Source organism: Nonomuraea sp. NPDC049504, assembly GCF_040676845.1.
GTDB lineage: Bacteria > Actinomycetota > Actinomycetes > Streptosporangiales > Streptosporangiaceae > Nonomuraea > Nonomuraea salmonea.
In genome coordinates this window covers 84,986-108,857 of record NZ_JBFAPT010000030.1, presented here as the reverse complement: position 1 = coordinate 108,857, position 23,872 = coordinate 84,986, and the positions used below count along the sequence as shown (strand labels likewise).

The following is a 23,872-nucleotide window of genomic DNA, read 5'->3' as shown; positions in this document are numbered from 1 at the left end:
CTCTGAAAAGACTCTCCGCCACCACGGGGTGAAGGGTCAGGGCTGTTCAGGCGCGCGTGGGACGAGCAGCCTCCGGTTGAACGCCTCGGTGACGGCGGCGGCGCAATCCCCCACGCCGAGCTTGGCGCAGATGTTCAGAAGGTGGCTCTTGACCGTGGCCTCGGTGATGAACAGCCGGGCGGCCGCCTCACGGTTGGTGTTCCCGGCCGCCACGGGTTCGAGGACCTCAAGCTCACGCCGGCTGAGCAGTTGCGGCGCGGGCGGCCTGACCCGGTTCATCAGCCGTGCCGCGACCGAAGGGGACAGCACGCTCTCGCCCTTGGCGGCGGCCCGCGCACCCCGCAGCAGGTCCTCCCGGAGAGTCCTTGAGCAGGTACCCGGTCGCACCCGCCTCGATCGCGGGAAGGACGCGGGTGTCGGTGTCGTAGGTCGTCAGAACCGGCACACGCGCGGTGACGCCGAGCCTGGTCAGCTCCACGGTCGTGGTCTTGCCGGCGCCGTTCGGACCGAGGATGCCGAAGATCTCACCCTCCTGGACGGTGAGCGAGACATCATCGACCGCGATCTTGTCGTCGTAGCGTTTGTGGAGGTCGCGTACCTCGATCACTGGTGGCATGCGCGCGTCCTTCCGTGGTCGGCCCATCGGTGATTGGCGCATTCAGCGTGCTACGACCAGCACCTCCGCCACCATCGGGCAGGAGACGCGCATGACGAAAGTGGCATCCCGTACCTGCCGAACGGCAGATGCGGCGGTCTTCTCCCGCACGCCAGGGTGAGCGCCATGTCATCGATCACCCTCACTCCCCCGTCGGTCCACACCAACGCCTGGTTCCCCGGGCGGCTCCTCGGTGGCGGCGCCCTGGTGCTCGGCCCGCTCCTGTGGTTCGCCGGGCTGGCGCTGCGCCATCTGGCGTGGAGCACGGCGGACTTCACGCCGGAGCAGCGGGCGTCCTTCGCCGCGCAGCCGTTCGCCGCACCCGAGCAGCTGGCCGCGTACGTCGTGAACCCCGGGCTCGCCACGGCCGGGTACGCCCTCTACACGGCAGGCGCCATCGTGCTGTGCCTGGCCTTCGCCACGCTGGCCAGGGTGGTCGCCACGCGCTCGCCACGAGCGGCCCTCCTGGGCGGCGCGCTGCTGGTCGTGGGGCTGTTCTCGCGCCTGTACTGGGCCGGGGTGGACGAGACGGCCCTGCGGCTCATCGGGACGCTCGGGCTGGAGCGGACGACCGGGATCGTCATGGACCTGTACGCGGACATCTCCTACGGGCCCTGGCGGGTGCCGGTCTCGGCCGCCTTCGGCCTCTACCTCGGGACGCTGGTCCTCGGCGCGGCCGCCTTCCGTTCGGGCGTGTTCGGCACCGGGCGGCTCGCGCTGTTCGTGTTCTCCGGGTGGCTGTGGACCGGCGTGCTGAAGAGGAGCGAGCTTGTCGACGGCGTCCTGTCGGGCGCCGCCCTGTGCCTGGTGCTGGTGCCGTTCGGGATCACGGTGCTGCGCGACGCCGTGCCCGAGCTGCGGGTGCAGGCGCGACCTGCCGGAGAGCGGGCGCGGCTGCGGGTGCTGAGCTGGTGACGCCCAGCGGACCGCCAAGGGGTCAGTTCGTCAGCGTGAGCGGGTTGACCAGGTCGGCGTAGACGAGCAGGCCCGCCATGATGATCATGACGATCGCCACCGCGTACGTCACCGGCAGCACCTTCGCGATGTCCACATAGGCGGGCTCCGGCCTGCGCATGATCCTGGCGTAGGCCCGCTTGATGCCCTCCCACAGGCCCCCGGCGATGTGGCCGCCGTCGAGCGGCAGCAGCGGCAGCAGGTTGAACATGCCGATCGCCAGGTTGAAGCCGGCCAGCAGGTTGACGAAGATGGCGATCTTCTTCTCGGTCGACAGGTCGGAGGCGAGGATCTCGCCGCCCATGCGGCCCGCGCCGACCACGCCGACCGGGCCCTCGGGGTCGCGCTCCTCGCCGGAGAAGGCGGCGTGCCAGACGCCGACCATCTTGTTGGGCAGGTTGAGCAAGGAGCTCGCGACCCTGACCGACAGGTCGCCCATGTAGCCGACCACCTGACCGATGCTCTGCTTCTCCATGACCTCGGTGGGCAGCACGCCGAGGAAGCCGACGTTCTTGTCGATCTTCGTCGGGTCGTCGAGGTTGGGCCGGTCTTGGGCGATGAGCGTGACGTCGAGCGTCATCGGCTTGCCGTCGCGGACGATGCTGACCTTGGCCGGGCCGGGGCCGTGGGAGCGGATGAGCTTGGTGGCGTCGTCCCACGAGGTGATCTTCTTGCCGTCGAAGGCGACGATCTCGTCGCCCGGCTTCATGCCGGCCTGGGCGGCCGGGGTCGGCTTGTCGGCGGGCGTGCACTGCGCGCGCTGCTCGGAGATCGGGATCACGCACGTGTTGGTGTCGGGCGAGACGATCGGGGCCCAGGTGGGCAGGCCGATGCCGACCAGCAGGATGCTGAAGAAGACGAAGGCGAGCACGAAGTTCATCGCCGGGCCGCCCGACATGATGATGACCTTCTGCCACCACTTCTTGCGGTAGAAGACGCGCTCTTCGTCGCCCGGCCGCACCTCTTCCTGGGCGGCGTCGCGGGCCGACTCGATCAGGCCCTGGAACGGCCCGGTGGCGGTGCTGCGCACCTTGGTCGGGTCGTCGCCGGGACGCGGCGGCAGCATGCCGATCATGCGGATGTAGCCGCCGAACGGGATCCACTTGATGCCGTATTCGGTCTCGCCCTTGCGCCGGGACCACGCGGTGCCGCCGAACCCCACCATGTATTGGGTGACCTTGACCCCGAAGAGCTTGGCGGGGACCAGGTGACCGAGCTCGTGCAGCGCGATGGAGACCATCAGGCCGAGGAGGAACAGGATGATCCCCACGGCGTAGAGCCAGTTCATCTAGACGCGCTCCCGGCAAACGATAAGGACAGACGAAAGGTCCGACAGCCCCAGAGTAGTCGAACTCGCCACGCCGCACGGCGTACCGCTTTTGACGGGCATTGACAGGGTGCGATCAGACGATCACCCTAAGAGACGACGGAGGGGGACGTCTTGATCCGCATACTGATCGCCGAGCACCTTCCCTTGGTGCGCCGTGGTCTGCTCGCCACGCTCGGAGCCGAGCCCGACATGCGGGTGGTGGCCGAGGCAGGACACGCCGACGAGGTGGTCCGTGCGGCGCTGGACGCCGATCCTGACGTGGCGGTCGTCGATCTCGACCTTCCAGGACGGCCGGCGAGCGCCCTGCTCGCCGAGCACGCGCCCCGCTGCGGGGTGCTGCTCCTGTCGGCCGCCCCCAACCCGGCCCAGGTCCGCGAGGCGCTGGCGGGTCGCACGCTGGGCTTCATGAGCCTGTGTGTACGCCCCGAGCACCTGACGGAGGGCGTGCGCCAGGTGGCCGCGGGCCATCGGGCGATCGAGGCGGAGCTGGCCGTGGCCGCGCTGGAGTGCGCCACCAACCCGCTGACCAGGCGCGAGCTCGACGTGCTGCGCATCGCGGCGGGCGGCGCCCGTTCGACGGAGATCGCCGACGAGTTGTTCCTGTCGGTCGGCACCGTGCGCAACCACCTGTCGCGCATCATGTGTAAGACGGGCGCGCGCAACCGGCTCGACGCGGTGCGCATCGCGAGCGACTGCGGCTGGTTGTGATGGGAGGAGCCGCGTGACGGGACCCGGTGGAGCCGCGCCGCTCCGCCGGGGCCCGACCCCCTAGAGGATCTCAGCCGGGCGGCGTCCGCTGAAAGTGACCGGTGTCACGACTCGTCCCGTGTGAAACGTCACGGTCGCCAGATGAGCACCAGCGCGCAGTCGTCGTTGTGGCCGGAGGCCATGGCGTTGACCAGGGCCCTGGCGCCGTCGCGGAAACCCGACGGCAGCAGCCGCTCGGCCTCGCCGAGCAGCCGGTCGAGCCCGGCGTCGATGTCGCGGCCGGGCTGCTCGATGAGGCCGTCGGTGAACAGCAGCAGCGCGTCGCCCTTGCGCAGGGTGCCGCTGTCGGGCTCGCAGTGCAGGTCGGGCACCACGCCGAGCACGACGCCCTTGGCCGAGGCGACCTGCCAGTTGCCGGTGCCGGCGTCGAACTTCACGACCGGCGGATGCCCGGCCGAGGTGATCGTGTAGTCGCCGGTGGCGAGGTCGAGTCGCAGGTGCACGGCCGTGACGAAGCCCTCGTCGCCGCGCTGCCTGTGCAGGTAGGCGTTGCAGGCGGGCAGGAAGTCGTCGACCGAGCCCAGCAGGCCGCCGAACGTGCCCGACAGCAGCAGCGCGCGGGTGCCGGCGTCGACGCCCTTGCCGGAGACGTCGACCAGAGCGATCTCGACGGAGTCGCCGTCGCGCATGGAGACCAGGAAGTCGCCGCCGAACGACGAGCCGCCCGCCTGCTTGAGCACGACCTTCGCGCCCCAGTCCTTCGGCAGCTGGGGCAGCTCACCCTGGCTCTTCAGCCGGTCGCGCAGCTCCAGCAGCATGGCGTCGCCGCGCAGGCCCTGGACGCCGAGCTTGCCCCTGGTGCGGGCCATGAGCACGGCGAGCACGGTGGTGAACAGGATCGTCACGCCGAGCCCGAGCCCCACCCGGCCCGCGCCGAGGTTGACGGCGACGTAGCCCAGCGAGACCCCGACGCCCACCAGCAGCTTGATCAGGCTGCGCAGCCGGAGCTGGAGCCCGCCGACGAGCGTGACGAGGATGAGCAGCGACGGCGAGAACCACTCGTTGGACACCTCGGCCGCGAGGAACCCGATGACGAGCGCCAGCACGATGAGCGTGATGAGCAGGTTGCGGTCACGCGCGATGAACACGCGCCGGACGAAGCGGACGACGTGCACGAGGAAGGGCACCCGCACCAGGGCGGCGCGGACCCGTGGCGGGATCAGCGGCGCCGGACGGGAACTCATGATGCGCCTGACTGTATCGGTCTGACCCCTGTTTGGGCAGCCCACTTGACCAACGCCTTGATCATTAAGCAGGTATATTCGGTGGCCTCACCCCTTTGCCCGCTCCTACCGTGGACGGATGACGTACCCGATCCGTCCGATTGACGAGTCCGAGTTCCCGGTCTACAGCCAGGTGCTCGAAGAGGCGTTCGGGTGGGCGCCCCATCCCGCCATGATCGAGCGGGCCAAGGCCGAGACGGAGTTCGACCGCACGCTCGCGGCCTTCGACGGCGACCAGATGGCCGGCGTCACCTCCGTCTACAGCTTCACGATGACGGTTCCCGGCGGGCAGCTGCCCGTCGCCGGGGTGACGGCCGTCAGCGTCCTGCCCTCCCACCGCCGGCGCGGGGTGCTGTCCGCACTCATGCGCAGGCAGCTGTCCGACATCCGTGAGCGCGGCGAGCCCGTGGCCGCGCTCTACGCGTCCGAATCCCTCATCTACGGCCGGTACGGCTACGGCAGGGCCTCCACCAGCCTGCCGTTCCGCATCGACACCCGCCGCTCGGCGTTCGTGCGGAACGCTCCCCAGGATCCGTCGCTGCGGATCAGGGTGGCCAAGCCCGCGCAGGTGCGCGAGGAGCTGGAGAAGCTCTTCGCCGCCGTCGTCATGCGGCGCCCCGGCCGCTACGAGCGCAACGCGCACCACTGGACGGGCATCCTGGCCGACGAGGAGGCCGACCAGGCGGGGCGCGGCCCGCTGCGGGCGATCCTGGCCGAGGACGACCAGGGCGTGCGCGGCTACGCGTTGTTCCGCATCAAGTCGTCGTGGGACGAGAACGACATCCCGGCGGGCACGCTGATGCTGGGCGAGCTGGAGGCGGCCGACCCGGCCGCGTACGCGCTGCTCTGGCGCAACGTGCTCGACCGCGACCTGGTCACCCGCGTCGAGACGTACGGCAGGCCGGTCGACGACCCGCTGATCGCGCTGCTGGCCGACCAGCGGCAGGTCCGCGCCCGGTGGGCCGACGAGCTGTGGGTGCGCGTGGTCGAGGTGGACAGGGCGCTGTCGGCGCGGTCGTACGCGGCGCCGGTGGACGTGGTGATCGAAGTCGAGGACGACGTCTGCCCGTGGAACGCGCGGCGCTGGCGGCTGACCGCCGACCTGACCGGCGCCACGTGCAAGCCGGTGGACGACGAGCCGGACGTCACGCTGCCGGTGGCCGCGCTCGGCTCGGCGTACCTCGGCGACGGGATGCTCGGCGAGCAGCTGCAGGCGGGCCTGCTGCGCGAGCACACCGCGGGCGTCGTGCACAGGCTGGCCACGGCGATGTCGTGGAGCCCGAGGCCGTGGACGGGGCTGGTCTTCTGACCCGCCCGGCGATCCTGACGTAGGCTCGACGGCATGGCCTTGCAAAGTCTGCAGATCACGCCGGTCGTCGCGATGCGCGCCCGCGACGTGTCGCGACCGTCGAAGAACCAGCAGGAGGCCGCCGACAGGCGGCCCCTGCGCGACGAGATGCCCAGGCGCGAGGCCAAGCGCAAGGGCTAAGGGAGCGAGGGCAGCTGGCCGATGGTCTCGTAGGAGGTCAGCTGCGCGATGCGCCTGCTGTGGCGCTCGCTGCCGGAGAACGAGGTCGACAGGAAGACTTCCACGAACCTGGTGGCCTCCTCGGTGGAGTGCATGCGGGCGCCGACGCTGACGATGTTGGCGTTGTTGTGCTCGCGGGCGAGACCGGCCGTCTCCTCGCTCCAGGCGAGCGCGGCGCGGATGCCGCGCACCTTGTTGGCGGCGATCTGCTCGCCGTTGCCCGATCCGCCGATCACGATGCCCAGGCTGCCCGGGTCGCCGGCGACGCCTTCGGCGGCGCGCAGGACGAACGCGGGATAGTCGTCCTCGGCGTCGTAGACGAAGGGACCGCAGTCGGTCACCTCGTGCCCGTGGTCCTTCAGCCAGGACACGAGGTGGTTCTTGAGCTCATAGCCGGCATGGTCGGCACCGATGTAGACACGCACGGTGCCAGTCTTCCACAGCCCCGGCGAGAGGTTCCCGCTCGGTAGAGTAAGGACTCCTATGCACATCCAATCCTTACACGAGAGGCGAGAGCAGAGTCATGCGAGAGATCCGGGCCCTCGGCGACCCCGTCCTGCGCACGCCCGCGGAGCCGGTGACGGACTTCGACCGCGAGCTGCGCAGGCTCATCGAGGAGATGTTCCAGGCCATGTACGCGGTCAACGGCGTCGGCCTGGCCGGCCCGCAGATCGGCGTGTCGCGGCGGTTGTTCGTCTACGACATCGCGGGGCGGAAGGGACACGTGATCAACCCGGTCCTGACCGTGGACGACCCTGAAGAGGTGATCGACGAGGAGGGCTGCCTGTCGGTGACCGACCGCGGCACCCGCAAGCCGCTTTATGCGCCGGTCGCGCGCGCCGCGGGCGTGTCGGTGGAGGGGCTCGACCGGTTGCAGCGGCCCGTACGCCTCAAGACGCGCGGCTCGCTGGCCCGCTGCATGCAGCACGAGACCGAGCACCTCGACGGCAAGCTCTACATCGATCGCCTGCCGCGAACCGAGGCCCGGACGATCATGCTCAAGGCGTAGCTTGGCGGCATGAGCGTACTTTCCGGCAAGGGCGCACTGGTCACCGGCGGCTCCAGGGGCATCGGCAGGGCGATCGTCGAGCGGCTGGCCGCCGACGGCGCCGAGGTCGTCTTCTGCTACCAGAGCTCCGCCGAGGCGGCCGAGCAGGTCGCCAAGGAGACGGGAGCACACGCCGTGCGCGCCGACCTCGGCGACGAGGAGGACCTGCGGCGGCTGTTCGCCGAGGCGGAGGCGCGGCTGCCCGGCCTCGACATCCTGGTCAACAACGCCGCCACCGCCGAGGCCCAGAAGCCCATCGACGCCATCACCGGCGACGACTACGACCGGGTGTTCGCGGTCAACGCCAAGGCGGTCTTCCTGGCGATTCAGTGGGCGGGCCGGGTGATGCGCGACGGCGGGCGCATCGTCAACGTCTCCTCGCTCAACACGCGGGTGCCCGCCCCCACCCTGGCCCTCTACTGCGGCAGCAAGGGGGCGATGGAGCAGTTCGCCAAGGTGGCGGCGCGCGAGCTGGGCGGGCGCGGCATCACGGTCAACGTGGTCTCGTCCGGCGCCACCGACACCGACATGCTGCGTGGCGCCAACCCGCCGGAGGCGCTGGCGCAGACGCCCGCCATGACCGCGCTGGGGCGGCTGGGCAGGCCCGACGACATCGCGGCCGTGGTCGCGTTCCTGGCCGGCCCCGACGGGCGGTGGGTGACCGGCCAGAACATCCTGGCCACGGGCGGCCTGGTCGTCTAGAGCTGCAGTGACTTGATCTCCAAGAACTCCTCCAGGCCGTGCTCGCCCAGCTCGCGGCCGAGGCCCGACTGTTTGTAGCCGCCGAAGGGGGCCATGGGGTTGAACCGGCCGCCGTTGACGGCCACCTGACCGGTGCGCAGGCGGCGGGCGACGTCGAGTGCGCGCTCGTCGGTGCCCGCCCAGACCGCCCCGGCCAGGCCGTAGGGAGTGCCGTTGGCGATCTTGACGGCGTCGTTCTCGTCGAAGTACGGGATCAGCGACAGCACCGGGCCGAAGATCTCCTCCTGCTCGATCGTCATGCCCGGCTCGACGGCCGCGAAGACCGTGGGCTCGACGTAGTAGCCGCGCTCGTACGGCCGCTCGGTGCCGCCCGCCACCAGCCTGGCGCCCTCCTCCTGGCCCCGGTTGACGTAGCGGGTCACCCGGTCGCGCTGGGCGGCCGAGACCAGCGGCCCGATCTTGGTGGACTCGTCGAAGGGGTCGCCGACGCGGTAGCCGCGGGCCAGCTCGACGGCCAGCCCGACGGCCTCGTCGTACTGGTCGCGCTGGACGAGCATGCGGGTCCACGCCGAGCAGGTCTGGCCCGCGTTCACGAAGCAGTTGGCCACGCCGACCTTGACCGCGAGCGGCAGGTCGGCGTCGGGCAGGATGAGGTTGGCGGACTTGCCGCCCAGCTCCAGCGCCACCCGCTTGACGGTCTCGGCGGCGAGCGCGGCCACCCGGCGGCCCGCCGCGGTGGAGCCGGTGAAGGAGACCATGTCGACGCCCGGGTGGGCGGCCATGGCCTCGCCGACGACCGGCCCCCGGCCGCTGACCAGGTTGAACACCCCCGGCGGCAGGCCCACCTCGTCGAAGATCTCGGCCAGCGCGTACGCGGCGAGCGGCGCCACCTCACTCGGCTTGAGCACCACGGTGCAGCCGGCGGCCAGCGCGGGCGCGACCTTGCACACGACCTGGTGCAGCGGGTAGTTCCACGGCGTGATGGCGGCGACGACCCCGACCGGCTCCTTCACGATCAGCGAGTTGCCGACCCGCGACTCGCGCGGGTGGCTACCGGCCAGCTCGGCGTAGGAGGCGAGGACGGCGGCGGGCGTGAGCGTCTGCACCTTGAGCGCGAACCCGAGCGGCGCGCCCATGTCGGTCGCGATGGTCTTGGCCATGTCGTGCGAACGCTGTCTCAGCAGCTCGGCGGCCTCGGCGAGCAGTCTGCCGCGCTCGGCGGCGGGCGTGCGCGACCACTCGGGGAAGGCGCGCCCGGCCGCGGCCACCGCCGCCTCGACGTCATCGGGCGTGCCGGCGGGCACGTGATCGATGACGTCTTCGGTGGCCGGGTTCACGACCTCGATGGGTTCGTCGGATGCCGATGCGGTCCAGGAGCCGCCGATGTACAGCTGACGCATGGACCCATCCTGACAGCGACCCGGCCCGGGATGCGAGGGCTCATCCGCACTCGGGGATAAGCCCTTTACACCGCGACCCGCTTTTCTTCTTCCCGGAGTGGTCAGTCGAACTGCGGGCGCTTGGTCCTGGTGCGCTTGAGTTCGAAGAAGTCGTGGTACTGGGTGACCATGAGGACGCCGTCCCAGAGCTTGCCCGCGTCCTCGCCACGAATGATCTTGGTGATGACCGGGCCGAAGAAGGCGTTCTGGCCGACGCGGATGATCGGGGTGCCGACCTCCTCGCCGACCAGGCCGATGCCCTCCTCGTGGGAGGCGCGGATGGCCGGGTCGTAGTCCTCCGAGCGCATCTCGTCGGCGAGCGAGCGGTCGAGGCCGACCTCGTCGAGCGCGCCCTCGATGACCTCGCGCAGCCGCTCGGACTCCTTGCCGAGGCCCTCGTTGTGCAGGCGGGTGCCGAGCGCGGTGTAGAGCGGGCCGATGACCTGCTCGCCGTGCTTGGCGGCGGCCGCGGCGACGACGCGTACGGAGCCCATGCCCTTGGCGGCCCGCTCGAGGTAGTCGGCGGGGACGTCCTTGTCCTCATTGAGGAAGTAAAGGGACATCTGCCGCCAGCGCGGCTCGATCGGCCTGACCTTCTCGACTTCGAGCAGCCATCGTGAGGTGATCCAGGCGAACGGACAGGCAGGATCGAACCAGAGATCCACGGGAATCTTCTCTGTCATGTCAGCCCGTAACCTGAGGTGGTTCGGGTCCTATTCCCGGCGTGGCAGGATACGGACAACCCCGACGAAGTGGTGAAAAGGAGCGCAAGTTGGCAGGCAACCTGACCCGGGACGAGGCTCGTGAGCGCGCCCGGCTGTTGACGGTCGAGTCGTACGACGTGGCACTCGACCTGACCGAGGGAGACGAGCGCTTCGAGAGCGTCACGAAGGTCCGCTTCACCAGCACGGCCCCGGGGTCGTCCACCTTCATCGACCTGCACGGCGCCGAGGTCAGGCGGGTCACGCTCAACGGCGAGGACCTCGACGTCAGCGCCTATGACGCCGGGCAGGGGCGCTTCCCGCTGCTGTCCCTGGCCGCCGCCAACGAGCTCGTCGTCGACGCCCGCTGCAGCTACATGCGCACCGGCGAGGGCCTGCACCGCTTCGTCGACCCGGTCGACCAGAAGGTCTACCTGCACAGCCAGTTCGAGACGGCCGACGCCCACCGCATGTACGCCTGCTTCGACCAGCCCGACCTCAAGGCCGCCTTCAAGCTCACCGTGCTGGCGCCGGGCGACTGGGAGGTCGTCTCCAACGCCGCCGCCGAGACGGTGAGCGACGTTCCCGGGCAGACCGCCAAGCGGTGGGAGTTCCCGCCCACGCCGGTCATGTCCACCTATATCACCGCGCTCGTCGCCGGGCCGTACCACAAGGTGACCTCCGAGCACGACGGCATCCCGCTCGGCATCTACTGCCGCGCCTCGCTCGCCGAGCACCTCGACGCCGACAACATCCTCGAGGTCACCCGGCAGGGCTTCGACTTCTTCCACCGCGTGTTCGGCGTGCGCTACCCCTTCGGCAAGTACGACCAGCTCTTCGTGCCCGAGTTCAACGCCGGCGCCATGGAGAACGCGGGCTGCGTGACGTTCCTGGAGGACTACGTCTTCCGCTCCCGCGTCACCGACGCCGTCGTCGAGCGGCGCGCCGAGACGATTCTGCACGAGATGGCCCACATGTGGTTCGGCGACCTCGTCACCATGCGCTGGTGGGACGACCTGTGGCTGAACGAGTCGTTCGCCACCTACATGTCGGTGCTCGCCCAGGCCGAGGCCACCCGGTGGGGCGGCGGCGCGTGGACGACGTTCGCGAACGTGGAAAAGGCATGGGCCTACCGCCAGGACCAACTGCCCTCCACCCACCCCATCTCCGCCGACATCCCCGACATGCAGGCGGTCGAGGTCAACTTCGACGGCATCACGTACGCCAAGGGCGCCTCCGTGCTCAAGCAGCTCGTCGCGTACGTGGGGCTGGACAACTTCCTGGCCGGCGTCCGCGACTACTTCGCCGAGCACGCCTGGGGCAACACCGAGCTGAAGGACCTGCTCGACGCTCTTGAGCGCACCTCCGGGCGCGACCTGTCGGCCTGGTCGAAGGAGTGGCTGGAGACCTCCTGGGTCAACACGCTGCGGCCGGAGTTCGAGGTGTCCGGGGGCCGCTTCACCAAGTTCGAGGTGCTGCAGGAGGCTCCCGCCGACTACCCGACGTTGCGCTCGCACCGCATCGCGATCGGCCTGTACTCGCTCTCCGGCGGCACCCTCACCCGCACCAAGCGGGTCGAGCTGGACGTCGTCGGCGCCCGTACCGAGGTGGCCCAGCTCGTCGGCGAGGAGCAGCCCGACCTGGTGCTGCTCAACGACGACGACCTCACCTACGCCAAGATCCGCCTCGACGACGCCTCCCTGCGCACGCTCGTCGACGGCGGCATCGCGAAGATCACCGAGTCGCTGCCGCGCGCCCTGTGCTGGTCGGCGGCCTGGGACATGACCCGCGACGGCGAGATGCCCGCCCGCGACTACGTCAGGCTCGTCGTCTCCGGCGCGGCCACGGTCACCGACATCACGGTCCTGCAGGCCGTGCTGCGCCAGGCCAGGCAGGCCGTGCAGCAGTACGCCGACCCGGCCTGGCAGCCCGAGGGCCTCGCGCTGCTGGCCACCGAGCTGCGCGCGCTGCTCGGCTCCGCCGCGCCGGGCTCCGACCACCAGCTCGCCTTCGTGCAGGCGTTCGCGGGCGTCGCCACCTCGGGCGGCGACCTCGACCTGATCCAGGGCATCCTCGACGGCACCTCGGTGCCCGACGGGCTGGCCGTCGACACCGACCTGCGCTGGACGCTGCTGCAGGCGCTCGTCTCCGGCGGCCGGTGCGGCGAGGCCGACATCGAGGCCGAGCTGCGGCGCGACCCCACGGCCACCGGTGAGCGCTCGGCCGCCACGTGCCGGGCCGCCATCCCGACGGCCGAGGCCAAGGCGGCGGCGTGGGAGCGCATCGTGGGCGGCGAGCTGGCCAACCACATCGCCAGGGCCACCATCGGCGGCTTCCAGGACCCGCACCACATCGACCTGCTGGCGCCGTACAGGGAGAAGTACTTCGCCGAGGCCGGGCGCATCTACAAGGAGTGGACGTTCGACCAGGCCTCGACGTTCGCCGTCGGCTGCTTCCCCTCGTTCCTCATCGAGCCCGCCACGGTCGAGGCCGCCCAGCGCTTCCTCACCGAGGCGCAGCCGCCGCAGGCGCTGCGCAGGCTCATCCTCGAGGGCGCCGACGGCGTCGGCCGCGCGCTGCGCAACCGGGAGAAGGACGCCGCGGCGGCAGGTTGATCGGTCACAGCCGGTAGGTCTCCGTGGCCTACCGGCTACATCGAGTTGACGATGGCACCCCGGGTGCGGTGTTAGCCTCGAACGGTGCTAGGCGCGGGGACCACCCTCAACGACCGCTACGTGCTCGGCGACCGTCTCGGCGGCGGCGGCATGGGCGAGGTGTGGCGTGCCGGCGACACCGTGCTCGGGCGCACGGTCGCGGTCAAGGTGCTGATGCCCGCGCTCAGCGAAGACCCGACCTTCATCCAGCGTTTCCAGAACGAAGCCAGGGCCATGGCCACGCTGCGCCACCCCGGCGTCGTCGACGTCTACGACTACGGCGTCTGCGAGGTCGAGGGGCGCCGGGTCAGCTTCCTGGTGATGGCCTACGTCGAGGGCGAGTCGCTCGACCGGGTGCTGCGGCGCGGGCCGCTCGGCGTCGAGACCACCATGCGGCTGGTCGCCGAGGTCGCCGACGCGCTGGCCGCCGCCCACGCCCAGGGCATCGTGCATCGCGACGTCAAGCCGGCCAACCTCATGGTCAGGGCCGGTGGGGGCGTGGTGCTCACCGACTTCGGCATCGCCCACTCCGCCTCGGCGGGGCAGCTCACGGCCACCGGCACCATGCTCTGCTCGGCCGGCTACTGCGCTCCCGAGATGGCCACCGCCAGCGACGTGACGCCCGCGGTCGACGTCTATGCGCTGGGGGTGGTGGCGTACGAGTGTCTGAGCGGGGAGCTGCCGTTCCAGGGCGACACTCCCGTACAGATCATCTTCAAGCACCTCAACTCCCCCGCGCCCCGGTTGCCCGACAGCGTGCCGCCCGGGCCGCGGCAGGTCGTCACCAGGGCGCTGGAGAAGTCGCCCGACGCGCGCTGGCAGTCCGCGCCGCAGATGGCCGAGGCGGCGCGCAAGGCGCTGAGCGCCCCCCGCGAGCTGCCCGCGCCGCGGCGCCGCAACAAGACGCTGCGGGCCGGGCTCACCATGCTCATCGCCGTCATCGTCACCGCCGTCGTGGCCGGGACCGTGTGGTGGCGTCCCGCCGAGCCCACGAGCGGCGGCGCCAACGTCTCGCCGCCCACGTTCCTCGGCACCCCGGTCGACATCGTGCCTCCCACCCCCACGGCCACCCCCAGGCGCCCCACGGCCCAGCCCGTCCGGCGCTCCCCCACCCCGAAACCGTCGGCGACGAGCACCCCCGCGCCCAGCGTCTCCCACCCGACCACCACCCCCACCACCCCGACCCGCACCCCCAGCTCCCCGCCCACGACGCCGCCAGAGCCGACCCCGACGGAGGAGCCGACGACCCCGCCAGGCCCTGAGGAGCCGACGTCGGAGCCCACGGTCAGCAAGCCGACGGGCGAGATCCAGTGCATCCGCGCCCCCTGCCCCTAACCAGGCCGCCAGCCCCTTAGCGGGCGTTCCGCCCTCGCCCACGTTTTCCGGCTCCGTCCCGCACCTCTTGTGAGCGTTCCGAGCCTCTCCTGTGCTTGTCCGGGGCGCCTCGCCCTGCTCCTGCGCTCAGCCGGGCGTTGCGGGCGGGGGATCGAGGGGTGTATGTCCGTCATCGGGCGCTGATCGTGAGAAAGTCATCGCGTGGACTCGACTCGTGACCTGTTCATCGCCCTTGCCCGTCGTTACGCCTTCGCCGATCTCGGTGCGCTCGCGCCCGCCGGGGAGATCGAGGAGGTGTGCGAGTTCGGGCACCGGTTGCTTTCGCTGGACGCCGAGGACTTCGCGGCCGAGGCGCGGGTGGTGCCCGCCGACCTGCGGCGGCGTGCCCGGGCTTGCCACATGCCGCAGACCCCGCGCGAGCAGCCGCGCGGCGCCCTGGAGTCGCTGCGGCCCGCGTACGGGCTGCTGCTCGAGGTCATCGCGGCCCGCTGGCACCGGCGCGAGCTCAGCCCGATGATCGCGGCCGTGCACATCGCCAGCGAGTACCTGCCGTTGCTGGCCTTCGAGCCGCAGCTCGGGCACGCCGGCGATCCGGCGCGGTGGCCTGAGGGGCTGAGCGCGGTGGGCAGCCGGTTCGGGGTGATCGGGGATCGGGAGTGCGATCACACCAAGTCCGAGCAGTCCGCCACCAACCGGACGTTGCGCGTTTCCGTGGAGCCGGCCGCGGGGTGGCGGGCGTACTTCGACCGGCAGCACAGCCAGGTCGCCGGGGCGCTGGCCGTGTGCGTGGCCGCCTGCCGCAACCCCTGCACGGCCATGCACTGGATCGATCCCGAGCCGCGCGCCGACCTGGAGACGCGGGCCCGTACGGCGCTGACCTTCGCCGAGACCCCGCTCGTACGGCTGCGGCACGCGGCGCCGGTCGGGCACGGGTTCGGGGTGCCGTCCCCTGAGGAGGTGCTGGACGCCTGGGAGCGCAGCCGGGCCTCGCTCGACAAGAACGCGGTGGGTGCGGCGGCGCTCAAGGACGACGGGTTCCCGCTGCCCGGCCTGCCGTCGCTGTTCTCGGCGGTCGCCGACGCGCCCATCGAGCCCGCGACGCTGCTGGAGGGCGTCAGCCGCCACATCGTCACCTTGCTCGAACGCCTCTGACCGCGCTGCCTTCTCTGGCCCCGTTTCCGGGCTGTGAGTGACCGCTCCGGCGGAGCGGGACGACGAGAGTGTGGACGTCCCGGCGGCGTGGGTGCTCCCCCTGCGGGCCGGCTTCGGTGTGGCGGGGCGAGGGGGGTCAGCGGCGGGCGGTGGCGTGTTCGCCGAGGGCGGCGATGCCGTACAGGAGGCCGCCCGCCAGGTCGCCGACGCTGAACGCGGTGGCCATCGACATCGCGACCAGCCGGCAGGCGCCGTCGCTCAGGCGGCGCCTCGCGTTCTCGCCGGTGACGATCTCCAGGCCGCGTCCGTTCAGGTCGACGAAGATGACGACGGCGTCGGGGGCTTCCGTGCCGAGTGCGGCGTGGAGGCGTTCGGCGAAGTGGCGCCGGCCGCCGGCGGATTCGCCGATGAAGAGGCCGAAGCGCAGGCCGCTGCGCCGCTCGGCGGTGTGCAACGCCTGCCGGATGTCGTCGGCCTGTGCGGCGGTCAGTCCTCGCATGACGTACCTCGCCAGGTGGTGGGACGGGCGGCGATCAGCCTTCGGCCGGTGGTGCGGCGGGCCAGGGATGTGGGGAGGTGGGGCATGGGGGTCACCAGCCGGCGGAGGCGCCGCCAGTGCGGGCGCTGGGTTCGGCGGTCTCCGCGGCGGTCACCCAGTCGTGCTCTGGGACGTCGGCCCACTCCGGTACGCGGTCGGCCAGCGCCAGGCCGGAGGTGCTCACCCCGCGTTCGCTCCTGGAGGGGCCGCCCAGCCAGATGGGGCCCGAGCGGGGCCGGGCGGAGCCGCGGCCGGGGAGCAGGACGAGCAGGGTGATCAGGACGAACAGCCCCATGGACGCCCCGATGAGGAAGAGCAGGATCTCTGCCGCGCTGTTCACAACAAGACCGTAATCCTCGCCGCCGGGTCCGGCCAGACCCGCCGCGGGTGTCTTACCAGACCGGGGGCCGCCGGGAGCCCCAGAAGCCGCCCTTGGCCGCCTCCACCTGCGCCGACAGGGAGATCAGCAGGCCCTCCTCGCCGATCCGGCCGGCCAGCATGACACCGATGGGCAGCCCGCCGGCGCTCCAGTGCAGGGGCAGGTTCACGGCGGGCTGGCCGCTGACGTTGTAGATGGCGGGGAAGGCGGCGAAGCGTTTCATCCGCTCGAACCTCTCCTCCGGGTCGTCCACGTCCTCGAACCAGCCGACGGGCCGGGGCGGCTGGGTGACGGTCGGGGTGAGGACGGCGTCGTAGGCGTTCGTGATCTCCAGGGCGGCGCGCGTGGCGAGCTGGAGCTGCGCCTGGGCCTGGAGGAAGCCGGGCGCCGAGGTGGCGTGGCCGCGCCGGCGCAGCCAGCGGGTGAGTGGCCGCAGCAAATGCTCGTTCTCCTCGGGTACGGGGTGCATGCAGGCGAAGGCGTACCAGAGGGTGACGAACGTGGGCACCACGTCGGGCCCGAAGGGACGGGGGATCTCGACGACGTCATGGCCGAGGTCGGCGAGGGTCTTGGCGGCCTCCTCGTACGCGGCCAGCACCTCGGCGTCGACCTCCGCCTCCGGCACGACGGGCTCGGCGTAGCGGGCGATGCGCAGCCGGCCGGGTTCGCGGAAGGCGCAGGAGAGGAACGTGCCCTCGTGCGGCGGCGCCAGGTAGAGGTCACCGGGCGCGTTGTGGGCCATGACGTCGAGCAGGGCCGCGGCGTCGGCGACGGTACGGGCGATGGGCCCGTTCGTGGACAGACCGGCGAGGTCGGGGATGATCGGCGCGAAGCTGATGCGCCCGCGCGTGGGCTTGATGCCGTACAGGCCGCAGACCGAGGCGGGGATGCGGATCGAGCCCGCGCCGTCGCTGCCGTGGGCGGCGGGGGCGAGCCCGGCGGCCACGGCGGCGGCGGCTCCCCCGCTGGAGCCGCCCGCCGACGTGCGCGGATCCCACGGTGAGCGGGCGGGCGGCCCGACGGAGGTCTCGGTGTAGCAGGGCAGGCCGAACTCGGGGGTGGCGGTCTTGCCGAGCATGATCGTGCCGGCTGCGCGCAGGCGGGTGACGACGGTGTCGTCGACGGGTGCGACGAAGTCACGGTAGGTGGCCGAGCCGAAACGGATCGGCACGTCCTTCACCAGGTTAAGATCTTTGACCGGGATCGGCACTCCGGCGAGCGGCCCGTCGGGCAGCTCGCGTTCCAGGCTGCGTGCCTGGTCGAGTGCCTGTTCGCCGGTCACGGTCACGTAGGCGCCGATGTCCGGATCGATGCGTTGGATCCGGTCGAGGTAGTGCCGCGTGAGCTCGACGGGCGAGATGTCGCGCGAACGGATGGAGCGGGCTTGGTCGAGCGCGGACAGCTCGTGGAGTTCAGGCACGTTCGGAACCCTTGGACATCTCTAGAGAAGAACAAAAGACATACCCCGAAAACATGCGTGGAACACGATGAGCCGGGCCATAAAACTATGGACACGACAACACTAGGAATCGATCGAAACCCCGGGCTACGGTGAGTTGCGTGGACTCCGACAACCAGCGTGAAGACGGTCACAACGCCTCACCCATCTGGGTGAGCGACCGGCCAGAAAGCGAGCAGACCGCCGCTGCGAGGCCTTCGGCGCCCACCTCCACGTACGCGCCGGTCGAGCGCGCGTCCGTGCGCAGCCTGCTGCAACAACCACGGGTCCGCCGCCTGCGCAACCGCGCTCTGGTGGCGGTGGCCGTCGGCTTGGCGGTGGGCTTCCTTGTGCACGACTGGCGGATAGGGGTGACCGCGGGCGTGATCGCGGCCATCCTGGAGGCGGTCTACCGCTCGCGGTCCCACTCGTCCGTGCCGGCGTGGCGGCGCTCGTCCGTCGCGGAGCGCCGCACCGAGGCGCAGTTGAAGAAGCTCGAACGTAGCGGCTACCGCACGTTGCACGCCCGTGCGATTCCCGGCAGCGAGGCGCAGATCGACCATCTCGTGGTGGGCCCGACCGGCGTGTACGCGGTCGACTCCGAGAAGTGGGATCGCCGGCTGCCCGTACGCGTGCAGATGGGCAAAAAGCTTTTCCACGGCCCCTTCGACATGAAGCCCCGGCTCACCGAGGCCAAGTGGGAGGCGACGGAGGCGAGCAAGCTGATCAGCGAGATGTTCGGCCGGGAGATCTCGGTCGTGCCGTCGCTGGCCATCTACGGCCCGCCGGTCCCGTGGAAGATCATGACCATCCGCGACGTGGACGTCTACCAGGGCGATCGCGCCCGTAAGTGGATCACGAAGCGCGAGCGGGCGCTGACCGCCGCCGAGATCGACCGCATCTACGACATCGCCGCGCAGGTGCTGCCGCCGCGCTACGGCGAGGGCTGACCGACCAGACGTCGACCGGCCGCCCGTCTCGATCACCGAGACGGGCGGCCGGTTTTTTTCACGCCGGGATGTCCGGCGTCTGGACAGTCGTCTCATGTACCGGGCGGTGGCCGTACCATGTGAAGACTCACCAAGCGATGGGAGAAGCCCAATGCCCGCCCTCAGGTCACGTACAGTCACCCACGGCAGGAACATGGCCGGTGCCCGGGCCCTGCTCCGGGCGACCGGCGTAGCCGGGAGCGACTTCGGTAAACCCATCATCGCCGTGGCCAACAGCTTCACCCAGTTCGTCCCTGGCCACGTGCATCTGCGCGAGGTGGGCGACGTGGTGTCCGCGGCGATCAGGGAGGCGGGGGCGATCCCCCGCGAGTTCAACACGATCGCGGTCGACGACGGCATCGCCATGGGCCACGGCGGCATGCTCTACTCGCTGCCGTCGCGCGAGCTGATCGCCGACGCCGTCGAGTACATGGTCGAGGCCCACTGCGCCGACGCGCTGATCTGCGTCTCCAACTGCGACAAGATCACGCCGGGCATGCTGCTCGCCGCGTTCCGGCTGAACATCCCGACGGTCTTCGTCTCGGGCGGCCCCATGGAGGCCGGCAAGACGCCCGGCAAGAAGCTCGACCTGATCGACCCGATGATCGCCTCCGCCGACGACTCCGTCTCCGACGCCGAGCTGCTGGAGATGGAGGAGAACGCCTGCCCGACCTGCGGCTCGTGCTCCGGCATGTTCACCGCCAACTCCATGAACTGCCTGACCGAGGCCATCGGCCTGGCGCTGCCCGGCAACGGCACCGTGCTGGCCACCCACAAGGCCCGCAAGCAGCTCTTCGAGGACGCCGGCCGGCAGCTCGTCGAGATCACCCGCCGCTACTACGAGGACGGCGACGAGTCGGTGCTGCCGCGCTCGATCGCCACCCGCGCCTCGTTCGAGAACGCGATGGCCCTCGACGTCGCCATGGGCGGCTCCACCAACACGATCCTGCACCTGCTGGCCGCCGCCCGCGAGGCGGAGGTCGACTTCGGGCTCAAGGAGATCAACGAGATCTCGCTGCGGGTGCCGTGCCTGTGCAAGGTCGCCCCGGCCACCGACAAATACCACGTCGAGGACGTCCACCGGGCCGGCGGCATCCCCGCCATCCTGGGCGAGCTCGACCGGGCCGGGCTGCTGCACCGCGACGTGCCCACGGTCACCGGCGGCACGCTGGCCGACGTGCTGGCGGCCTGGGACGTGCGCTCGCCGTCGGTCAAGCCCGAGGCCGTCGAGCTGTGGCACGCGGCGCCCGGCAACGTCCGCACGGTCAAGGCCTACTCCCAGGACAACCGCTGGGACACCCTCGACCTCGACCGCGAGGCCGGCTGCATCCGCGACCGCGAGCACGCCTACACCGCCGACGGCGGCCTGGCCGTGCTCTACGGCAACATCGCGCGTGACGGCGCGGTCGTGAAGACGGCCGGCGTGGACGAGTCGATCTGGACGTTCAGCGGTCCGGCCGTGGTGTTCGAGTCGCAGGAGCAGGCCGTCGAGGGCATCCTCGGCGGGCGGGTCAAGGCCGGCGACGTGGTCGTCATCCGGTACGAAGGCCCCAAGGGCGGCCCGGGCATGCAGGAGATGCTCTACCCGACGTCCTTCCTCAAGGGCAAGGGCCTGGGCAAGGCGTGCGCGCTGGTCACCGACGGGCGCTTCTCCGGCGGCACTTCCGGCCTGTCCATCGGCCACGCCTCACCCGAGGCGGCCGAGGGCGGGGCGATGGCGCTGATCGAGGACGGCGACATCATCGACATCGACATCCCCAACCGGGGTCTCGAGCTGCGGGTGCCGGAGGACGAGCTGGCTCAGCGCCGCGAGCGGCTGCTGGCCGAGCTGGGCGGTTACCGGCCGCGCGACCGCAACCGGCCGGTGAGCGTGGCGCTGCAGGCGTACGCGGCGATGACGACGTCCGCCTCCACGGGCGCCTCCCGCGACCTGACGCAGCTCTCCCGCTGACGCACCGACACGAAGGACCCCCGTCGCACTGCGGCGGGGGTTCTCGCGTCTCCGAGGGAACCGGCCCACGTGGTCCGGCATCTCATCCCACATGAGGTCATATCTGCGCGCGAGCGCGTGGCTGGCCGCGTTCGTCGCAGGCGTGCCCGCGCTGTGGCTGCTCGCGGTGGTCGTCGCGTTATGGGGACGGTCGTGGGTGGCGTTCGCGGTTCCCTATCTGGGGCTGTTCGGCCTGGCCTTCCTCGTGGGCCTGATCCCGCTCGCGCTGCTGCGCTTCCGGCCGGACTGGCTGCGGGCGCTGGCGGCGGCCGCGGTCGTGTACGCGCTCGCGTCCTTCACGCCGATGGTCGCCGAGATGACGCGGTACCCGTACCACGTGGTCAGGTGCGGTGGCCTGCCGGTCGTCGCCTCCGGCTTCATGGCCGCCATGAGCTACAACGTCCCCGGCGACGAGTTCTACACGACGCCGCTGCAGGACCGGTTCTTCTGCACGGAGGAGGAGGCGAGAGCCGCCGGATACCGCCACTATCCCTGATGTGAGGGGTGTCCTTCCGGACAGGTTTTCGAAAAATGTCGGTCGTCATCTCTATTGTTGGGGTATGACGACAGTCGTGAAGCACGATACTCGCCCGCTGACGACCGCCGAGATCGCCGCACTCGCACTCTCCCTCGCCCACCTCGGAGCGGGGCCCCAGGCCGTCACCGCACGGCGTGGCCTGCAGCACGCATTCGAGCACCTCGACCTCGACGACGACGTCATCGCCACCACGCTCACGACCCTCACAGAGCCGCTGCCTGCCGACGTCGCCGCGCGGGCCAGGCTCATGGCCGACGCCATCACCAGCCGGCTCAACGTCCGCCTGCACTACCGCGACGCCTCTGGCCGCGTCACCGCGCGTGACGTGGAGCCGGTGACGTGCCTGGTGCACCGCGAATACTGGTACCTCGTCGGCGTGTGCAGGATGCGCCGGGCGATCAGGGCGTTCAGGTTCGACCGCATCATCGCCGTCGAGCCGACGCTCACACCGTCCAGGCCGCACCTCGCCGACCGGTTCCTGCCGTTCCAGCGCCGCAAGCGGCGCGCCTCCAACACAGCTGCCTGACCCGGGAGAACTGGCCGGGGCTTGACTCCGCTCGCCCCGGCCGTTGGGGTGACGGCTGGCAGGCTCCCGCACATGCGCGTACGGGAGTTGTCGCTGTTCGCCGCCCTGCTGGTCACCCTCCCAGGCGGCCCGGGGCCGCCTGAGCCGCCCCCGAGCCTTCCTGTCCTGCACGCCCCCGAGCCGGGCGAGGGTTCGCCGCCCACCGACGTGTGGCGAGCCCTCGACCTCAAGCTGGAGCGCTACCTCGGCGGGCGGCCAGGCAGGGCCGCGCTGGCCGTCCACGACCGTACGACGGGCGTCAGGTACGCCTTCCGCGAGCGCGCCTCGTTCCTGCTGGCCAGCGTCGCCAAGGTGGACATCCTGCTGGCGTTCCTGCTGGACGGGCACGACCGCCGGCTCAGCGCGCACGAGCGGCGGCTGACCTCGCGGATGATCCGGCAGAGCGACAACGACTGCGCCCGCGAGCTGTACGCCGCGATCGGCGGCGCGCCCGGCCTGGCGCGGACGTTGCGCCGGCTGGGCGTGCGGCACACCACGCCCGGCGCGGACACGTCGTGGGGCTACACGCGCAGCCGGCCCTCCGACCAGGTGGAGGTGCTGGAGCGGCTGGTCGTGCCCGGCGGGCCGCTGCCCGACCGCGAGCGCCGCTACGCGCTGGAGCTGATGTCGTCGGTGGAGCCGGCGCAGGCATGGGGCGTCAGCGCGGCGGCGGCCGGCGGCGAGGTGGCGCTGAAGAACGGCTGGCTGCCCGCCGCGCGGCACGACGGGCTGTGGACGGTCAACAGCGTGGGCCGGGTCATCGTCCCCGGCCACGACCTGCTCATCGCCGTGCTGTCGGAGCGCAGCCCCACCATGGAGGCGGGCGTCACGACGATCGAACGACTGTCGAGAATCGCGGTCACCGCCCTCACGGAACAGCCGCCGGCGGGTGGGGCGGGGCTAGGAGGCGCAGCAGCCACCGCCGCAGCAGCCACCGCCACCGCCGCCCTTGGGCGCGGCGGCGCTGCCCGTCATCGAGACGGTGGACAGCAGCTTCACCGTGTCGTCGTGCCCCTCGGGGCAGGCGGCCGGGGCGTCGGAGGCCGACATGGGACGGGACACCTCGAAGGTGGAGCCGCAGGCGCGGCACCGGAAGTCGTAACGCGGCATGCAGCCATGGTAACCGCGTCAGGCGTAGACGACATGGCCGTAGTCGCCGACCGGTTCGTAGCCGATGGCCTGGTAGATGGCGTTGCTGGTGGGGTTGTCAAGGTCGGTGAAGAGCACGACCTGCGCCTGGCGCTCGTCCGTCCCCGTACGGCTGGCGTACGCCGTGACGGCGGCGCCGTAACCGCGGCGGCGGCGTGAGGGCGGCGTGTAGACGGGACCGATGCGGCACACCCCGCCGCACGACGGCGAGAGCCCGGCCAGCGAGACGGGCGCGCCTTCGTCCTCCCACACGAACAGCTCCCTGCCCGCCAGCCGCCTGGCCACCCGCTCGACGACGTCGCCCTCCGGCATGCCGGTCTCTTCGCCGAAGGCGTGATACCAGCTCACCAGGAGCGGGAAGTCGCCGGGCACACAGGCACGGCCCTGGCCGGGAACGTCGGGGACGGTGAGCGTGCCGAGGCGGTAGAGCCGCTCCGACACCACCCGCGCGGGCTGACCGAGCAGCCGGACCGCCGCGTCGACCACGTCGAGCGGCCCGACCAGCACCGGCAGGTCGCCGCCGAGCGCGTCCACCAGCGGGGCGACCGCCTCGACGGGCACCGAGAAGAGCCCGACGGGATGCGGCGGCGTGCGGAAGACCGCCCCGCGCACCTCGCCGCCGGCCGACCACCAGCCGAAGAGTGGATCCTTGGCCGGCATGCCGGCCCGCAGACCGGCCAGCACCGTCAGCGGGACGGTGTTGCGCACCGGGTCGCCGAGCAGGAACGGCTCGGCGACCGCGGCGTACGCCTCGACGTCGGAGGTGAAGGTCCACATGCCTGTCCATGCTGTCAGGC

23 protein-coding genes and 3 pseudogenes are annotated in these 23,872 nt (G+C 71.2%); 14 read left to right on the top strand and 12 right to left on the bottom strand.

Features of this window, described 5'->3' with window-relative positions:
* Positions 1–36 precede the first annotated feature (36 nt).
* Both AB0K28_RS41790 and AB0K28_RS41785 read right to left on the bottom strand, forming a co-directional pair.
* Positions 37–475 (bottom strand): annotated as a pseudogene (locus tag AB0K28_RS41790) (response regulator transcription factor); the annotation flags it as partial.
* A pseudogene (locus AB0K28_RS41785) lies at positions 473–616 on the bottom strand (ATP-binding cassette domain-containing protein); the annotation flags it as partial. The pseudogenes AB0K28_RS41790 and AB0K28_RS41785, both read right to left, overlap by 3 nt.
* A 165-nt stretch (positions 617–781) precedes the next feature.
* Between AB0K28_RS41785 and AB0K28_RS41780 the strand changes: the two are divergent.
* Complete coding sequence (locus AB0K28_RS41780; protein ID WP_364381411.1) at positions 782–1,570, top strand: hypothetical protein; 789 nt, start codon at positions 782–784, stop codon at positions 1,568–1,570.
* A 22-nt stretch (positions 1,571–1,592) separates the two neighbouring features.
* Here the strand turns inward: AB0K28_RS41780 and AB0K28_RS41775 are convergent, their stop codons facing one another.
* Positions 1,593–2,897, bottom strand: a complete 1,305-nt coding sequence (locus AB0K28_RS41775) for a site-2 protease family protein (protein ID WP_364381408.1) — start codon at positions 2,895–2,897, stop codon at positions 1,593–1,595.
* Between the two features lie 153 nt (positions 2,898–3,050).
* Between AB0K28_RS41775 and AB0K28_RS41770 the strand changes: the two genes are divergently transcribed.
* Complete coding sequence (locus AB0K28_RS41770; RefSeq protein ID WP_345388022.1) at positions 3,051–3,647, top strand: response regulator transcription factor; 597 nt, start codon at positions 3,051–3,053, stop codon at positions 3,645–3,647.
* 128 nt (positions 3,648–3,775) lie between these two features.
* Here the strand turns inward: AB0K28_RS41770 and AB0K28_RS41765 are convergent, their stop codons facing one another.
* Positions 3,776–4,891 (bottom strand): PP2C family protein-serine/threonine phosphatase, encoded by a 1,116-nt coding sequence (locus AB0K28_RS41765; RefSeq protein WP_364381405.1) that lies wholly within the window; start codon positions 4,889–4,891, stop codon positions 3,776–3,778.
* Positions 4,892–5,009: 118 nt separating this feature from the next.
* Here AB0K28_RS41765 and AB0K28_RS41760 point away from each other — a divergent pair, with 118 nt between their 5' ends.
* Complete coding sequence (locus AB0K28_RS41760) at positions 5,010–6,239, top strand: GNAT family N-acetyltransferase (protein ID WP_364381402.1); 1,230 nt, start codon at positions 5,010–5,012, stop codon at positions 6,237–6,239.
* A gap of 33 nt (positions 6,240–6,272) precedes the next feature.
* On the top strand, positions 6,273–6,419 hold the full coding sequence (locus AB0K28_RS41755) for a hypothetical protein (RefSeq protein ID WP_345388027.1): 147 nt from the start codon (positions 6,273–6,275) through the stop codon (positions 6,417–6,419).
* On the opposite strand, the gene AB0K28_RS41750 is transcribed toward AB0K28_RS41755, so the two are convergent.
* On the bottom strand, positions 6,416–6,883 hold the full coding sequence (locus AB0K28_RS41750) for a ribose-5-phosphate isomerase (RefSeq protein ID WP_345388030.1): 468 nt from the start codon (positions 6,881–6,883) through the stop codon (positions 6,416–6,418). The genes AB0K28_RS41755 and AB0K28_RS41750 overlap by 4 nt on opposite strands.
* A gap of 98 nt (positions 6,884–6,981) precedes the next feature.
* Here AB0K28_RS41750 and def point away from each other — a divergent pair, with 98 nt between their 5' ends.
* Positions 6,982–7,467, top strand: a complete 486-nt coding sequence (gene def / locus AB0K28_RS41745) for a peptide deformylase (protein ID WP_345388033.1) — start codon at positions 6,982–6,984, stop codon at positions 7,465–7,467.
* Between the two features lie 9 nt (positions 7,468–7,476).
* A complete protein-coding gene (locus AB0K28_RS41740) occupies positions 7,477–8,208 on the top strand; it encodes an SDR family oxidoreductase (protein ID WP_364381397.1) in 732 nt (243 codons plus the stop codon).
* Here the strand turns inward: AB0K28_RS41740 and AB0K28_RS41735 are convergent.
* Together AB0K28_RS41735 and AB0K28_RS41730 are read right to left on the bottom strand one after the other, a co-directional pair.
* A complete protein-coding gene (locus AB0K28_RS41735) occupies positions 8,205–9,608 on the bottom strand; it encodes an aldehyde dehydrogenase family protein (protein ID WP_364381394.1) in 1,404 nt (467 codons plus the stop codon). The genes AB0K28_RS41740 and AB0K28_RS41735 overlap by 4 nt on opposite strands.
* 101 nt (positions 9,609–9,709) lie before the next feature.
* Positions 9,710–10,330, bottom strand: coding sequence for a disulfide bond formation protein DsbA (locus AB0K28_RS41730; RefSeq protein WP_345388036.1), 621 nt, complete (start codon positions 10,328–10,330; stop codon positions 9,710–9,712).
* An 89-nt stretch (positions 10,331–10,419) separates the two neighbouring features.
* Between AB0K28_RS41730 and pepN the strand changes: the two genes are divergently transcribed.
* From pepN to AB0K28_RS41715, 3 genes are all read left to right on the top strand, one after another.
* Complete coding sequence (gene pepN / locus AB0K28_RS41725; protein ID WP_364381390.1) at positions 10,420–12,963, top strand: aminopeptidase N; 2,544 nt, start codon at positions 10,420–10,422, stop codon at positions 12,961–12,963.
* Positions 12,964–13,047: 84 nt separating this feature from the next.
* Positions 13,048–14,337 carry a protein kinase gene (locus tag AB0K28_RS41720; protein ID WP_364381387.1) on the top strand — a complete coding sequence of 430 codons (1,290 nt, stop codon included), beginning with the start codon at positions 13,048–13,050 and terminating at the stop codon, positions 14,335–14,337.
* Between the two features lie 201 nt (positions 14,338–14,538).
* On the top strand, positions 14,539–15,489 hold the full coding sequence (locus AB0K28_RS41715; RefSeq protein ID WP_345388045.1) for a hypothetical protein: 951 nt from the start codon (positions 14,539–14,541) through the stop codon (positions 15,487–15,489).
* 136 nt (positions 15,490–15,625) lie between these two features.
* Here AB0K28_RS41715 and AB0K28_RS41710 read toward each other — a convergent pair whose 3' ends face one another.
* From AB0K28_RS41710 to AB0K28_RS41700, 3 genes are all read right to left on the bottom strand, one after another.
* Entirely contained in the window at positions 15,626–15,988 is a 363-nt protein-coding gene (locus AB0K28_RS41710; protein WP_345388048.1) for a TPM domain-containing protein, read from the bottom strand.
* 91 nt (positions 15,989–16,079) lie between these two features.
* Positions 16,080–16,367: a hypothetical protein gene (locus tag AB0K28_RS41705; RefSeq protein WP_345388051.1), complete on the bottom strand. Its 288-nt coding sequence runs from the start codon at positions 16,365–16,367 to the stop codon at positions 16,080–16,082.
* Between the two features lie 52 nt (positions 16,368–16,419).
* Positions 16,420–17,826 carry an amidase gene (locus tag AB0K28_RS41700; protein WP_364381383.1) on the bottom strand — a complete coding sequence of 469 codons (1,407 nt, stop codon included), beginning with the start codon at positions 17,824–17,826 and terminating at the stop codon, positions 16,420–16,422.
* Between the two features lie 140 nt (positions 17,827–17,966).
* Between AB0K28_RS41700 and AB0K28_RS41695 the strand changes: the two genes are divergently transcribed.
* From AB0K28_RS41695 to AB0K28_RS41675, 5 genes and pseudogenes are all read left to right on the top strand, one after another.
* The gene (locus AB0K28_RS41695) at positions 17,967–18,794 is read left to right on the top strand and encodes a nuclease-related domain-containing protein (RefSeq protein WP_364381380.1); all 828 of its coding nucleotides are present in this window, start codon (positions 17,967–17,969) and stop codon (positions 18,792–18,794) included.
* A 151-nt stretch (positions 18,795–18,945) separates the two neighbouring features.
* On the top strand, positions 18,946–20,784 hold the full coding sequence (gene ilvD, locus AB0K28_RS41690) for a dihydroxy-acid dehydratase (protein ID WP_364381377.1): 1,839 nt from the start codon (positions 18,946–18,948) through the stop codon (positions 20,782–20,784).
* Between the two features lie 91 nt (positions 20,785–20,875).
* Entirely contained in the window at positions 20,876–21,319 is a 444-nt protein-coding gene (locus AB0K28_RS41685) for a hypothetical protein (protein WP_364381374.1), read from the top strand.
* Positions 21,320–21,383: 64 nt separating this feature from the next.
* Positions 21,384–21,887, top strand: coding sequence for a WYL domain-containing protein (locus AB0K28_RS41680; RefSeq protein WP_364381371.1), 504 nt, complete (start codon positions 21,384–21,386; stop codon positions 21,885–21,887).
* A 72-nt stretch (positions 21,888–21,959) separates the two neighbouring features.
* Positions 21,960–22,643 (top strand): annotated as a pseudogene (locus AB0K28_RS41675) (serine hydrolase); the annotation flags it as partial.
* A 183-nt stretch (positions 22,644–22,826) separates the two neighbouring features.
* Here AB0K28_RS41675 and AB0K28_RS41670 read toward each other — a convergent pair.
* The gene (locus AB0K28_RS41670) at positions 22,827–23,036 is read right to left on the bottom strand and encodes a zinc ribbon domain-containing protein (protein WP_345409330.1); all 210 of its coding nucleotides are present in this window, start codon (positions 23,034–23,036) and stop codon (positions 22,827–22,829) included.
* 18 nt (positions 23,037–23,054) lie between these two features.
* Positions 23,055–23,852: a GNAT family N-acetyltransferase gene (locus AB0K28_RS41665; protein WP_364381368.1), complete on the bottom strand. Its 798-nt coding sequence runs from the start codon at positions 23,850–23,852 to the stop codon at positions 23,055–23,057.
* Between the last annotated feature and the right edge of the window lie 20 nt (positions 23,853–23,872).